This is a genomic window from Nocardioides sp. 616 (assembly GCF_002930065.1).
In the GTDB taxonomy this organism is placed as follows: domain Bacteria; phylum Actinomycetota; class Actinomycetes; order Propionibacteriales; family Nocardioidaceae; genus Nocardioides; species Nocardioides houyundeii.
Map to the genome: position 1 here is coordinate 1 of NZ_POAG01000021.1, position 13,816 is coordinate 13,816.

Here is a 13,816-nt window from a genome sequence, read left to right on the forward strand (position 1 = left end):
CGGCGCGCGCCGCGATCGCGTCGGCCGCCTCGAACTGGATCCTGCGGGGCTCGAGCGCGTCGGTCGGCTCGGGGCTGGGCGTCGGATCGTCGGGGTTCAGGGTGTTCTCGACGAACCGGCCCAGGGTGTACGGGCCCGGGGCGTACGGCGCGAGGTGCGCGGGCAGGGCGGGCCCGACGTACAGGTGGGTCTTGACGCCCGGGTGCCAGGTGGCGCCCTCGACCTGGGTCCCGTAGGGGACGTCGAGCACCCACAGCCGCTCACCGGGCCCGGCCGTCGGCAGAGGCCGCGGCGGCTGTCGCGCCCGGCTCCGGCGCCGTGACGCGCTCCGCCGAGGAGCGCTGGACGGCGGTGGGCTGGGCATCTGCCGGAGGCTATCTGGCTCCCACTTCGCGCAGCAGTCCGGGGACGGGATGGACCCCGGCACCCGGTGCCGGCGGGTGCAGGGGTCCAGGGGTCCGGCTCAGCGACGGTTGCGGTGGTGCCCCCGCCACGGATAGCTGTGGCCCGTCTCGGCCCTGCTCTGCGCCTTGCCCTGTGCCTTGTCGGGCCGGTGACCCCGCGTGCCGAACGGGTCCTTCGAGGCCCCGAAGTAGTACACGGCGTAGCTGGCGGCGTCCGACATCTCGTCCAGGCCGGTCAACGCCCGCCCGGCCATCGCGCGCTGTGCCGCACGCTTGGCGGCCGCGTCGCCCTCGGGGGCGAGCCCTTCCGCGTCCAGGGGCGGCACCCCGGTCAGCACGGTGCTCAGGTTGTCGCAGAGCTGGTGGTAGCACGGGTCGTACCAGGAGCCTGCCGCTCCGCCGTACTCCGCCGCCTGCTCAGGCGTCTTGACGCCCTCCGCGCCGGCGAACACGCCACCCGCGGGGATCCCGCGCAGGGTGAAGCCGACGTAGTCGGAACGACCGTCGAACGGGGTGCGCTCACTGGTCAGGCCCCGCGAGCGGAACCAGTCGTCGTGGACCTGCTCCACCTTGCCCGAGCCCTCCGGGCCGGCGGGGTTGTCGGGCGCGGCGTTGCCGTCGCCGTCGTAGACGAAGCGGACGTAGTTGGCCGAGGCGAGCATGTCGTAGTCGAGCATCACGTCGATCCGGTCGACCTCGCGATCGCTCAGGTTCAGCGCGTAGTAGACCGACCCGACCAGGCCGTTCTCCTCGGCTCCCCAGAACGCGAAGCGGATCTTGTTGCGCAGGCGGTGCCGGCCTTCGGCGAGCTCCTCGGCCTGGGCGAGGAGTGTCGCGACCCCGGACCCGTCGTCGTTGATCCCCGGCCCGGCGGGCACGGAGTCCAGGTGCGCGCCGACCACCACGACGTGGTCGGGGTCACCGCCGCGGGTCTCCGCGATCACCTGCGGGAGGAAGCGGTCGGTGAACGTGCCGTAGACCTTGAGATCGACCGTGGGGTTCTGGCCGGCCTCGTAGGCCTGCAGCAGCTCGTTGCCCACGGTGTAGCTCGAGATCACCGCGGCGATCGTCGCGGGGGTGTCGGGCTGGTTGTCGACGAAGATCGGGTTCTGCCGCTCGGGGGTGTTGCCCTCGTTGTAGATGATCACCCCGGTGGCACCGGCCGCCTGGGCCAGCTCCCACTTGTCGACGAAGGCGCAGGTGCCGCGCTGGACCAGCGCCACCTTGCCCGCCACCCCGGCGTAGTCGGCGGCCGCGCACCCGCTGGTGGAGCCGCCCGTGGGCGGGTCGAGGATGCCGCCGACGGGGAAGACGGGCGCGTTGGTGAGCTCCACCGTGGGCGAGTTCGCCATGGCGATGAAGTCCACCGTCGGCTGGTCGTCGTCCTCGGCGTCACCGGGGACGTAGGCCTTCGGCGTCGGGGAGACCTGGTTGAGCACCGGCGGCCGCGACTCCTCCCAGACCGGGTAGTTGAACCGGTCGACCCGCACTCTCAGGCCCGCGTCGCGCAGCGTCGAGACGACGTACTCCAGCGACTCCTGGTAGCCGGGCGAGAACACCTCGCGGGTGTCGTCGTTGAGCGAGGCGATCCGCTGCAGCGCGATCTGGTGCTCGGTGATCTCCTCGAGCGAGACACCGCGCACGAACCTCCGCGCCAGGGGGTCACGCGGGGTGACGGCACCCTTCGACGCCTTCGAGGCCTTCGAGGCACTGACCTGGGCGGACCTGTCGGGCCCTGCGGTAGCAGTACCGGACGGCACCGCCACCGCGGCAAGCACCACCGACGCCGCACCTGCTGCCACCAGCTTGGACGCAGTTTTCATGGTTTCCCCTTCGGGCAACCGATGAGCGGTTTCGGCTCCGTGCCGATCGCCTCGGCCGCGTTCCGACTGTACGAGTCGGAGGACCGCTCGACGTGCCCCTCAAATTGGGCATCTTGGCGGGTGCGTCGGTCGCGGCGGCCGTCACCCGGCGTCCACGATCTCGCCGTTGCGCGGCAGCCGGCCGGCGAAGGCGAGCGGCAGGGCGGCGGCACGACGTACGTCGGGCTGGTCGATCGCCTGGAGGTGCACGTGCGGCTCGGTGCTGTTGCCCGAGTTCCCGCACCGCCCGAGCGGCTCGCCCACCGGCACCTGCTGCCCCGGCGCCACCTGGACGCTGCCGCGCTGCAGGTGGCAGAGCGCGACCACCGGGCCCTCGGGGAGCGCGATCAGCACGTGGTTGCCGGCCAGCGCCTCCCAGCCTGCTTCTGCCCTGCGGCGTTGGGTGAGCGCGTAGCCCACCGACGGCAGTCCGCGGAAGGCGTCGTGGTCGGGCGCCTGGTCGTGCACCGCGACCACGGTCCCCGACGCGGGCGCGAGGACGGGACGACCGAAGCCCGGAAACCGGTCCGCGGGCTCGGGTCGCAGCAGCGTCGTGAGGGTGATGGGTGCGGTCCGTCCGTCGTCGTCGACCGGGACGAAGTCGATGGCGTACGACGTCGCGAACAGGGTGGTGCCGTGGCTCGGGACCCGGTCGGCGGGACTGTTCTGGGTCAGCCACCGGCCCCGGAAGGGGTAGCTGAGATCGATCGGCTCACGCATCGCATCCTCCCTGGGGCCCGGGGCGCCATGACATCGAGGCGCGACCCCACGGACCGCTCATGGGTGGAGGCTAGGGCACCGGGCCGGTGGAGAGCAGGGATCGCCTGCCCGCGGCCAGCTCGGCTTGGGCGGCCTGCACTCCCGCCCGGCGGCGCGCCAGCTCGTGGCCCAGGGCGTCCACGGTGGCGCGGAGGTGGTTCACCCGCGCGGACGCCTCCTTGATCCGGTCGCGGACCGCCCAGTCGCTGAAGATGTTGTCGAACCAGATGTCCAGGGTCCGGGTGAGCTCGGGGACTCCGACCTCTCCCACGGCCGCGAGCTGGACGTCGGCCAGCTCGGTGGCGAGGTGGCGCAGGGCGGCGTCCGCGTGGCGCATCTGGGCGCCTGCCCGGTCGAGACGGTTGTGCTTGGCCAGGTCGGCGAAGACGCCACCGCCGAGGAACGTGTCGTACGTCGCCCAGTCGCCGGCGCTCCCGAGCTCTCCGGCCGCCTCGCCCAGGGCCCGCCGGGCGGCGTCCGCGGCCGACAGCGCCTCGTCCAGCTGGACGAGCTCGGCGTCGAGCGCCCCCTGCCGGGAGGCCATCTCGGTCAGCCGGGCCTGGGTCGCGCCCGACCCCGGGTCCGCCGCGATCTCCCGCTCCCGCTGCGCCAGCAGCTCCGCACGCCGGTGCTCGGAGTCCTGGAACGAGCCGAGGCGCCGGACCAGGTCATCGACCTCGGCCTGCGCGGACACCCGGCGGGCGTCGGTCTCGGCGGCTGCGTACTGCGCCGCCTGCACCTCGGCCTGCTCCCGCGACAGGTCCGCGTCCCGGGTGCCGCGCAGCCCCGCCAGGATCCGGGTCATCGACAGCGACTCGAGCTTGGCGACGTCGTCGGTCTCGGAAGCCAGCGCGGCCAGCGCCTCGTCGTGCCGGCGTACGGCGGCCTCCAGGTGCTGGTTCGCCGCCGCCAGGCGCTCCTGCAGCCCGTCACGCTCGGCCTCGAGCCGTGCCAGCTCGGCCAGTCCCTCCAACGCGCCCGTCATACCGGTGAGACTAGCGCGCCGGAGCCGCTCCCCCGGCGGGGATCAGGTCAGCTCTCGCCGCGCACCTTGCGTGCGTGCACCAGCCAGTCCCGCGCCTTGTCGGCATGCGCCAGGTCCACGTGGGTGCCGCGGAACCGGACCGCACCGTGACCGTCGGCAGCGGCCTTCTCCACGGTCGCTACGAGCTCCTCGTGGTAGGCGACCTCCTCGTCGGAGGGCGTGAAGACCTCGTGCACGACCGGCACGTGGGAGGGGTGGATCAGGATCTGTCCCCGGAAGCCCAGCTGCAGGCCGTAGTCGGCGAACGCGCGCAGGCCCTCGAGGTCACCGAGGTCCTCCCACAGCCCGGTGATGGCGTGCAGGCCGTACTGACGGCAGGCCAGCAGGATTCGGCTGCGCAGGTACAGCGTCTCGCTGCCCTCGCGGGACTGGCGGTAGCCGACGGCGCGCGCGATGTCGGCGTGCTCGGAGGTGGGGCCGATCATGGCGCCCACCCGCGGCGAGGCACCGGCGATCTCGAAGGCGTTGGTGATCGCCTCGACCATCTCGACCGGCACGATCATCTCCAGGCCCTCGGCCCCGTTGCGGGCCTCGAACCAGTCGATCAGCGTCTCCCACCGGACCACGTCGACCGCGTCGCGGACCTTGGGCACGAAGAGGCCGGTGAGGTCGGGCCCCACCACCGCCTCGAGGTCGGCCCCGGACATCCGGGTGTCCAGGGCGTTGGGCCGCACGAAGAGACCCACGTCGGGTGACTCGGCGCGCAGCTCGGCCAGCGTCTGCCGTGCGGTGTCGCGGGCCGCCTCCTTGAGGCCGGCCGGGACCGAGTCCTCCAGGTCGATGACGAGGCAGTCGGCGCCGGAGGCCAGGGCCTTGCGCGCCCACTCGGGCTTGTGGGCGGGGACGAAAAGGATGGAGCGGTAGGGGTGCACGTCAGCTCCTCAGCGGGTCTCGGGCGTGCGGTCGAACGTGTCCTCGGTGACGCCGAGCTCACGCAGCTTGGCCTTCTGCACCCGCTGCGACGGGGTCTTGGGCAGCTCGTCGACGAAGCGCAGGAAGCGCGGCACGGCGAACGACGGGATCCGACCGTCGCAGTGCTCCCACAGCTGCGCAGGCGTGACCTCGTCCTGGGTGATGACGTAGGCCATCACCTCGTCCTCGCCGGCCTCGGTGGAGGCGGGGACCGCGATCACCGCGCACTCCACCACGGCCGGGTGGCTCAGCACGGAGGTCTCGATCTCGTAGGAGGAGATGTTCTCGCCGCGGCGACGCAGCGCGTCCTTGAACCGGTCGACGAAGTAGTACCAGCCGTCCTCGTCCTGACGCAGGGCGTCGCCGGTGTGGTACCAGAGGTTGCGCCAGGCCTCGACGGTCTTGTCGGGGGCGTTGTAGTAGCCCATGGAGCAGATGAAGGGCACCTTCGGCCGGATCACCAGCTCGCCGATCTCGCCGACCGCGACCGGCTCGTCGGTGGCCGGGTCGACCAGCGCCACGTCGAACCACTCGTCGGCGGCCAGGCCGGCCGCACCGGCAGGACGGTCCTCGCCGTACGGCGAGATGATCGGCGCGGAGGTCTCGGTCAGGCCGAAGACCTCGACGAAGGCCTCGATGCCGTAGCGCTCCTTCATCGGCTGCACCAGGGTGGCGGCGGTCGGGGCGGCGAAGACGACCCGCAGGGGGTTGTCGGCGTCGTCCTCGCGGCGGTCCTGCTTCCAGATGAAGTCCATCATCACGCCGATGAAGTTGGTGACGGTGACCCGGCTCTCGCGGACGTGGTCGATCCAGCGGCTGGCGGAGAACTTGCTGCGGATCACGCAGCGCGCGCCGGCGACCAGCGTCGGGTAGGCGGCCATGAACTGGGCGTTGCCGTGGAACAGCGGGGTCAGCGTCATCCAGGCGTCGTCGGGGGTGAGCCGGACCAGGGAGACGCACTCGTCGGCGAAGAAGTACATCTGGGCGTGCGGCATCGCCACGCCCTTGGACGGGCCGGTGGTGCCGGAGGTGAAGAGCACCGAGGCGAGGTCCTGGGGGTGCACCTCGGGCAGCTCGACGGATGCCCCGGCGGGCTGCTCGGCCTCGAGCTCGTCCCAGGGGGCGGCGTCCCAACCGGCCTCGCGGAGCAGCTCGATGGCCTTGTCCTGCTGGCCGTTGTCGATCACCCAGAACTTGGTGATCGTGGAGGCGGCCTCCTTGACCGCGACGAACCGCTCGGCGAAGACGTCGTCGATGACGGCCAGCTTCGCCTCCACGGTGCGCACCTGGTGGGCCAGGAAGTCGTGCTCGTAGGCGGTGTTGATGGGCACCTCGACCAGGCCCGCGACCGCGGTGCCGATCCAGGTGCGCACGAAGCGCGAGGAGTTCTGGGCGACCAGCACCACGCGGTCACCCTGGCCGGCGCCGTTGGTGAGGAGGTTGCGGCCCACGCGCTCGGCGGAGGCCAGCATCTCGGCGAACGTCCAGGTGGCGCTCTCCTCGGGCACGTCGAGCCAGACGGAGTCCGGCCGCTCGGCGACGTGATGCCGCAGCACGGTGGGCAGCGCCCACTGCGAGCGGTCGGCGAAGGTGGGCTTGAGGTCGCGGTAGTAGCGGAAAGTCACGTGTCGAATCCCTCGTCAGGACTTCTTGGCGCGCAGGGCGCCACGGAAGTCGGGTTTGCGCTTCTCCAGGAAGGCCCTGGCGCCCTCGAGCATGTCGTCGCTGCCGATCGCCTGGATCAGGGCGCCGAGGTTGGCCGCCATGTTGTCCTTTGACAGGTTCCACCACTGGTTGCTGCTGGTCTTGGCGATCTCCAGGTAGCGCGGGCTGAGGGCGTCGATCTCGTCGAGCATCCGCTCCACCGCGGCCTCGAGGCCGTCGTCGGGGACCACCTCGTTGACCAGGCCCCACTCGTGCGCCTTGGCGGCCGAGTAGCGACGGCACAGCATCGCCATCTCCTTGGCCCGGCGCTCACCGATCTGCACGGCCATCAGGTTGGTCGCCCCGAGCACCGGCGCGGACCCGACCTTGGGCCCGGTCTGGCCGAACGTCGAGCGCTCGGTGGCGATCGCGAAGTCGCAGGCCACCACCAGCTCGTTGCCGCCGCCGGCGGCTGCCCCGTCGACGGCTGCGATCACCGGGCGAGGGCAGGCGCGGATCGCGTCGAGGAGCTTGAGGGAGGTGGTGAAGAGGCGGCGCAGCTGGGCCGGGTCGGGATCCCCGAGCTGGGTCAGCGCGCCGCCGGCGCAGAAGCTGCCGGCAGTGCCGGTGATCACCACCGCGTTCGCCTCGGCGGCGTCCTCGACCGCGGTGATCATGGCGCGCGCCATGTCCAGGTCGTAGGCGTTGCGACGCTCCGGTGCGTTGATGGTGATCCACACGACGTTGCGGCGCTCGGCCACCTCGATGCTGCCCACGGGCACTCCTCTCCTACCACCTATTGATGGTGTTCATGATCAGCAATATACCCATGGGGCTCAGTCCCCGCAATGGTCGGTCCGCCAGGCGCGACCCTAACGACGCACATGCGCCCCTGGGGCCGTCGTACGCCGGGGTGCGCCGCCCCCACCGCGCATCTGCACCGCCGCAGCGGCCGCACGCCGGTCAGGTACGGCGGGCCCGGAACGCCGCGACCGCGTCGCGGTGCTCCGGCGTGCCGAAGAGCAGGGCGATGGCCTCGACGGACTCGGGGTAGCCGACCTCGGTCCCCCGGTTGAGGAACGCCTTGCCCACCTGCACGGCGAGCGGGGAGTTGCTGGCCATCTCCGTGGCCAGCTCGATCGCCGCGTCGACCAGCCGGTCGTCGGCGTGCACCTCAGCCACCAGGCCCATCTCCAAAGCCTTGGCGGCGTCCACCACCCGCCCGCTCAGCGCCAGGTACCGCGTCCAGGTGCGTCCGATGACGTCCGGGCCACGGACGATGCCGTAGCCGGGCATCAGCCCCACGGACGCCTCCTTGAAGGAGAACCGCGCCGACTCCGCGGCGTACGCCACGTCGCAGGCCAGGGTGAGCTCGCTGCCGCCGCCGAAGGCGATCCCGTTGACCGCGCCGATCACCGGGACCGCGCACTTCTCGACCGCGTGGAACGCCTCGTAGACCCGCAGCAGGTGCGGCCGGACCAGCTGCACGTCCCCGGCCAGGCCGTGGAACATGTCGATGTCGCCGCCGGCGGAGAACGCGCGCCCCTCCCCCGTCAGCACCACCGCGCGGTGCGGGTCGCCGTCCTTGCCCACGCTGCGCATCAGGCTGGTCAGCTCGGCGAACCACTGCTGGTCCATCGCGTTGAGCTTCTCCGGGCGGCACATGGTCACCAGCAGCACGCCGGAGTCGAGCGACTCCAGGCGGAACCGCTGGTAGCCCTGCAGGTGGTCGGGCAGTACGGCGGTCACGAGGCCTCCCGGTCGTAGGTGTCGGGGGTGACCCCGTCCTGGCGCAGCTTGTACTTCTCCACCCGCTGGCTGGGCGTCAACGGCAGTACGTCGACCAGCCGGACGAAGCGCGGGACGGCGAAGGCGGTCAGCCGGCCCGCACAGTGCGCCAGCAGGGCGCGCGGATCGAGCTCGACCCCGGCGACCGGGACCACCGCGACCATCACCTCCTCCTCGGAGAGCTCGGAGTCCACCCCGAAGGCGGCGACCTGGGCCACGTCGGGGTGCTCCGCGATGACCCGCTCCACCTCCCAGGTGGAGACGTTCTCGCCGCGGCGCCGGACGGTGTCCTTCATCCGGTCCAGGAACGTCAGGTAGCCGTCCTCGTCGAGGACGCCGCGGTCACCGGTGTGGAACCACAGGTTGCGCCAAGCGGTCACCGTGGCGGCCGCGTCCTCCTCGTAGCCGTCGAACATCCAGCCCGGGTGCTTGGGCCGGGCCACGATCTCACCGGGCACGCCCGCGGGCAGCGCCTCGTCGTGCTCGTCGACCACGGCGACCCGGTAGAGCGGCGACTCCTGGCCGGCGGTGCCGACCCGGCGCCGCTCCGGCGGCATCTGGCAGATCAGGGAGAGCTCGGTGCTGCCGTAGATCTCGGTGAGCCGCAGCCCGAACCGCTCCTCGAAGGACTCGAAGATCTCGGCCGGGCACGGGGCGCCGAACGCCACCCGGACCGGGTTGTCGCGGTCGTCGGGGTGCGCCGGCTGCTTGTGCAGGATGCTCATCATGGCGCCCTGGTAGTTGAAGGCGGTGACGCCCTCGCGGCGGCAGATGTCCCAGAAGCCCGACGCGGTGAACCGGCGGTGCATCAGCACCCGGGCCCCGGCCTCGAGGCCGGCCATCACCGAGCAGTAGCGGGCGTTGGAGTGGTAGAGCGGGAAGACGCTGTAGAGGCGGTCCGCAGGGGTGTAGCCCATCAGGCCCACGGTGTGCCGGGCCAGGTTGACGTTGGCCCGGTGCGAGAGGCGCGCGCCCTTGGGCGGCCCGGTGGTCCCCGAGGTGTAGAGGATGACCGCGGTCGAGCCGGGGTCGACCGCCGGCAGGTCGGCCGGGGGGTGGGCGAGCAGGTCGGCGAAGCTGCTGGTCGCGAGCCCGGGCAGTCCGGCTGCCGGAGCCGCGGACGGCGGCGCCGTCTCGTCGGGGTCGAGGAGCACCACGTGCTCCACCGAGGAGCCGGCCACCGCCCCTGCGAGCAGCCCGACGAGCTCGGGTGCGCAGACGATCACCCGGGCCCGGGACCGGGAGAGGCAGTGCTGCAGGAGCACCTGGCCCGAGGCCGGGTTGAGCGGCACCTCCACCAGTCCGGCGCGGGCGATGCCGAACCAGGCCTGCAGGGCGGCGATCCGGGCGCCGGTCAGGACCGCCACCCGGTCGCCCGGACGGAGCCCGAGCGCCAGCAGGCCCGATGCGACCGAGCTGGCCGCGCCGTCCAGCTCGAGGATCCCGGCGCGCTCGTCCTCGATCGCGACCTCGGCCGACCTGCGGGCCGGGTCCGCCGCCAGGGCGGCGAGCCACTCCCCGATGCTGAGGTCCGCAGACGACGGGTCAGGAGTCGGAGTCAACGGGTCCCTCTTCGGCACGTGCGGACGAGGGCTTCCCTCCGCGGCCGTCACCGGCAAGCCTCGTGGAGTCGTGCGAGGCGGTGATCCGGGTGGGCACCACCTCGATGACGACCCGCTTGGGGCTGTCGAGCAGCCGCACGAAGGCGTCGGGGTCCTCCGGCGCCAGGCGCGGAGCCAGCCGGCGTACCCGGTCCCTGACCACCTCGCGGTCGCGGTGCACCCGGGCCTCCCCGCGCAGCGCCACCATCCGGCGTCCCGGCAGGTCGGTCCCGGTGTTGGAGACCACCACCGCGACCCGCGGGTCGGAGTCCACCCCGCGCACCTGGCGACGTCCCTCGACGGTGGCGAACCAGAAGTGACCGTCCGGGTCCACCTGGAAGCTCATCACCACCGCGGTGGGGAGGCCGTCCTGGAGGAACGACAGCACGCACTCGGTCTGCGCCTCCCACAGCTGCTGCTGCTCGGCCACGCCGAGCTTGGCCTGTGCGAGGTCCTCGATGTCCTTCTCGCCCGGTCGGCCCGCGGCCAGCCCCTGCTCAGGCATCGTCGAGCGCCGCTTCGCCCAGCATCGCGTGCACGATGGCCTTGTTGCCCCGGGCCTCGCTCGCGGTGCCGGTCCACACCGTCTCGCCGCGGTTGACCACGACCACCGAGTCGGCGATCCGCAGACCGGCGTCGGCGTTCTGCTCGACCATCAGGATCCCGATGCCGGCGTCGGCCATCGTCCGGACGCTGCTGAGCACCTTCTCGACCATGGTCGGGGCCAGCCCCATCGAAGGCTCGTCCATCAGCATCAGCTTGGGCTTCGACATCAGCGCGCGTCCGAAGGCCAGCATCTGCTGCTCCCCACCGCTGAGCAGGCCCGCCTGGGAGTTCCGCCGCTCCCCGAGGATCGGGAACTTGTCGTAGACCTCCTCCATGCCGGCCTCCAGGCCGCCGCGGGGGGCGGCGTACCCGCCGATGCGCAGGTTCTCCTCGACGGTGAGCGGGAAGAAGATCTTGCGACCCTCGGGCACCAGGACCATCCCGCGGCGCACCACCTTGTGAGCGGCCATCCCGGTCATGGTCTTGCCGTCGAAGGTGATGGAGCCCGAAGCCGGCTTGTGGAAGCCGGCCACCGCGCGGAGGCTGGTGGTCTTGCCGGCGCCGTTGGCACCCAGGACCAGCGTGATGCTGCCGGCCTCGGCGGTGAAGGAGACGCCGTGCACCGCCCGGACCGGGCCGTAGTTGACGTGCAGGTCGGTGACCTCAAGCATCGGTGGCCGCCCCCTTTCCCAAGTAGGCCTCCTGGACGTCGGGGTGGCGCACCACCTCCGCGGGGGTGCCCTGGGCGATCAGCTTCCCGAAGTTCATCGCGAAGAGGTAGTCGCAGGTGTCGACCATCATCTGCACGTCGTGCTCGACGATGAACTGGGTGATCCCCTCCTCGAGCAGCTGCTTCATCAGCGCGCCGATCTCCTCGCGCTCGGCGGTGTTCATCCCGGCGGTCGGCTCGTCGAGCAGCAGCAGCCGCGGACGGCCGATGATGGCGCGGGCGAACTCCACCCGACGCTGCATCCCGTAGGAGAGCTCGTCGGGTCGCAGCTGCGCGACCTCGCGCAGACCGATCCGCTCCATCACTTCCTCCACCCGCGTCGAGGACTCCTTGCGGGTGGCCTTGGGCAGGGTGTCCTGGCCGAGCAGGATGTTGTCGCGGACCGAGCGGTCGTCGAGCAGCCGCACGGTCTGGAAGGTGCGGGCGATCCCCATGTGGTGGACCTTGCGCGCAGGGCGCTTGGTGTAGTCCTCGCCGTCGAGCACGAACCGGCCGCGGGTCAGCGGCGTGAGCCGGGTCATCGCCCCCAGCAGGGTCGACTTGCCCGACCCGTTGGGGCCCAGCACCCCGTAGATCTGACCGGGTCGCATCTCGAGCGTGATGCCGTCGACGGCCTTGACGCCGCCGAAGTGCACCGCGACGTCCTGGACCTCCAGCAGCGCCGTCCTGGCGCGCACTGCGGTGTCAGTCATCTGCCTCAGCTCTTCTCTTGCAGAACGGCCACGCGGGCGCGTTCCTCTCGGGTGCGGTAGCGGTGCAGGGCGTCCTTGGCGACACCGAGCACGCCGTTGGGCAGGTAGATCGCGGCGGCGGCGACGATGAAGCCGTACGCGACCTTCTCCCACTCCTGGACGAAGGAGAGCCAGGTGGGCAGCCAGACGAAGATGACGGCACCGATCAGCGCGCCCAGCCACGACCGGGCACCGCCCACCACGATCGCGGTGAGTGCCAGGATGACGAGGTGGAAGTTGACCTCGGCCGGGGTGATCGTCGAGCGGAGCAGGGTGGTGATGGCGCCGGCGAGGCCGCCGATCAGGCCGGAGAGCGCGAACGACATCAGGCGGTATCGGTTGACGTCGATGCCGAGCGCGTTGGCCAGCTCGGGGTCCTCGCGGACCGTGTCGATCCGCCGGCCGAGCCCGCGCGCCTCGGTCCAGACCAGGACGGCCACCACCGCGACGACCACGAGCACGATCTGCAGCATGCTGATCTCGCCCAGTGCGCCGTACAGACCGCCGGCACCGCCGGTCGCGTCGCCGCCGTTGACCGCGAGCACCGAGACGATGAGGGTGAAGGCGATGGTCGCCATCCCCATGTAGAGGCCGGTGAGCCGCTGCACCACCAGGCCGAGGAGGAAGACCACCACGGCGGCGGCCAGCGCTCCGGCGGCCACCGCGGGCCAGGTCGACCACTCCAGGTGGACCATCGCCATCGCGCCGCCGTAGCCGCCGATCCCGAAGGCGCCGACACCGGCGAAGGAGAAGACCCCGAACCGCAGCGGCACCTGGATGCTCAGGGCCAGCAGCAGCGTGGTCAGTGTCGTCTGGATCAGGACGACGTTCATGTAGTACCAGTCACTCATGTGCGTCGCACCTCCTTGCGGCCGAGGAGCCCCTGGGGGCGAGCGAGCAGGATGAGGAAGATGAGGCCGAACGACACCGCGTCCACCCAGGTGCCCCAGTTCATCGAGACGACGAACGTCTCGGCCCCGGCCAGCACGTAGGCACCGATCACGGTGCCCGCCATGGAGCCGAGGCCACCGAGCACGATGACCGCGAACGCCTTGATGACGAGCTGGTCGCCGGTCTCCGGTGCGATCGCGCCGAGCTGGAAGGTGAGCAGGGCGCCGGCCAGGCCGGCGAGTGCGCCGGCGATCGCCATGGTGCCGAAGGCCAGCGCGGTGCGGTTGACCCCCATGCCGGCGGCGGTCTCGGCGTCGACGCCGATCGCGCGCAGCGCCAACCCCTGGCGGGACCTGCGCAGCCACAGCGTGAGGCCGATCCCCATCACGAGTCCGGTCACGATGATGATAGCCGAGGTGGTGGTCATCCGGAGGCCGAGGAACTCGAAGACCTCGGGCTGGTAGCTGCTCTTGAACCCGAACGGGCTGGAGCGGGTCTCCCGCTGCGCCAGGGCGAGCGGGATGGCGGCCACCCCGATGCCGCCGATCAGGATCCGCATCTCTGCGGCGTGCTGGTTCTTGGAGCGCTTGAGGATCGGTTGGAAGGCGAGCAGCATCGTCAGGGAGGAGATGACCGCTCCCGTCAGTACGGCGATGGCGATGACGCCCAGGAAGGGCAGCTCGGTCTCACGGCTGACCATGTGGCCCACGAAGGCCGAGAACATGAAGGTGGCGCCGTGAGCGAAGTTGAGGATGCCGATGGTCCCCCAGACCAGGGCCATACCCAACGCGAACAACAGGTAGATCGAGCCCAGCGTCGCTGCGTTCAGCAGATCTTGCACGGGGGTTCCTCTCGGTGTGTGCGGGACTGTGCAACCGGGGTGCGGTCCAGATGGACCGCACC

At 71.5% G+C, this 13,816-nt stretch carries 13 protein-coding genes and 1 pseudogene; all 14 read right to left on the minus strand.

The genetic code is table 11. The features are described from left to right. Nucleotides 1-364, minus strand: a pseudogene (locus C5H89_RS14515) (hypothetical protein); the annotation flags it as partial. Nucleotides 365-463: 99 nt separating this feature from the next. Beyond that, nucleotides 464-2,227, minus strand: a complete 1,764-nt coding sequence (locus C5H89_RS14520; RefSeq protein WP_104107714.1) for a M20/M25/M40 family metallo-hydrolase — start codon at nt 2,225-2,227, stop codon at nt 464-466. Nucleotides 2,228-2,368: 141 nt separating this feature from the next. Further along, a complete protein-coding gene (locus C5H89_RS14525) occupies nt 2,369-2,986 on the minus strand; it encodes a M23 family metallopeptidase (protein WP_104107715.1) in 618 nt (205 codons plus the stop codon). A 70-nt stretch (nt 2,987-3,056) separates the two neighbouring features. Continuing rightward, a complete protein-coding gene (locus tag C5H89_RS14530; protein ID WP_162799391.1) occupies nt 3,057-4,010 on the minus strand; it encodes a hypothetical protein in 954 nt (317 codons plus the stop codon). Between the two features lie 47 nt (nt 4,011-4,057). Next, the gene (locus tag C5H89_RS14535; RefSeq protein ID WP_101523544.1) at nt 4,058-4,942 is read right to left on the minus strand and encodes a CoA ester lyase; all 885 of its coding nucleotides are present in this window, start codon (nt 4,940-4,942) and stop codon (nt 4,058-4,060) included. Between the two features lie 9 nt (nt 4,943-4,951). Further along, the gene (locus C5H89_RS14540) at nt 4,952-6,607 is read right to left on the minus strand and encodes an AMP-binding protein (protein ID WP_104107717.1); all 1,656 of its coding nucleotides are present in this window, start codon (nt 6,605-6,607) and stop codon (nt 4,952-4,954) included. Nucleotides 6,608-6,622: 15 nt separating this feature from the next. Then, complete coding sequence (locus C5H89_RS14545; protein ID WP_199286796.1) at nt 6,623-7,402, minus strand: enoyl-CoA hydratase/isomerase family protein; 780 nt, start codon at nt 7,400-7,402, stop codon at nt 6,623-6,625. Nucleotides 7,403-7,589: 187 nt separating this feature from the next. Then, nucleotides 7,590-8,375, minus strand: a complete 786-nt coding sequence (locus tag C5H89_RS14550; RefSeq protein WP_104107718.1) for an enoyl-CoA hydratase/isomerase family protein — start codon at nt 8,373-8,375, stop codon at nt 7,590-7,592. After that, a complete protein-coding gene (locus C5H89_RS14555; RefSeq protein ID WP_162799392.1) occupies nt 8,372-9,976 on the minus strand; it encodes an AMP-binding protein in 1,605 nt (534 codons plus the stop codon). Before C5H89_RS14555 ends, C5H89_RS14550 begins: the two co-directional genes overlap by 4 nt. Beyond that, nucleotides 9,960-10,520: a pyridoxamine 5'-phosphate oxidase family protein gene (locus C5H89_RS14560; protein ID WP_104107720.1), complete on the minus strand. Its 561-nt coding sequence runs from the start codon at nt 10,518-10,520 to the stop codon at nt 9,960-9,962. The genes C5H89_RS14555 and C5H89_RS14560 overlap by 17 nt, the downstream gene beginning before the upstream one ends. Next, nucleotides 10,513-11,232: an ABC transporter ATP-binding protein gene (locus C5H89_RS14565; protein WP_104107721.1), complete on the minus strand. Its 720-nt coding sequence runs from the start codon at nt 11,230-11,232 to the stop codon at nt 10,513-10,515. Before C5H89_RS14565 ends, C5H89_RS14560 begins: the two co-directional genes overlap by 8 nt. Further along, the gene (locus C5H89_RS14570; RefSeq protein WP_104107722.1) at nt 11,225-11,983 is read right to left on the minus strand and encodes an ABC transporter ATP-binding protein; all 759 of its coding nucleotides are present in this window, start codon (nt 11,981-11,983) and stop codon (nt 11,225-11,227) included. Before C5H89_RS14570 ends, C5H89_RS14565 begins: the two co-directional genes overlap by 8 nt. 5 nt (nt 11,984-11,988) lie before the next feature. Beyond that, nucleotides 11,989-12,873 carry a branched-chain amino acid ABC transporter permease gene (locus tag C5H89_RS14575; protein WP_104107723.1) on the minus strand — a complete coding sequence of 295 codons (885 nt, stop codon included), beginning with the start codon at nt 12,871-12,873 and terminating at the stop codon, nt 11,989-11,991. Continuing rightward, entirely contained in the window at nt 12,870-13,754 is an 885-nt protein-coding gene (locus C5H89_RS14580) for a branched-chain amino acid ABC transporter permease (protein ID WP_104107724.1), read from the minus strand. The genes C5H89_RS14575 and C5H89_RS14580 overlap by 4 nt, the downstream gene beginning before the upstream one ends. Nucleotides 13,755-13,816: the final 62 nt, after the last annotated feature.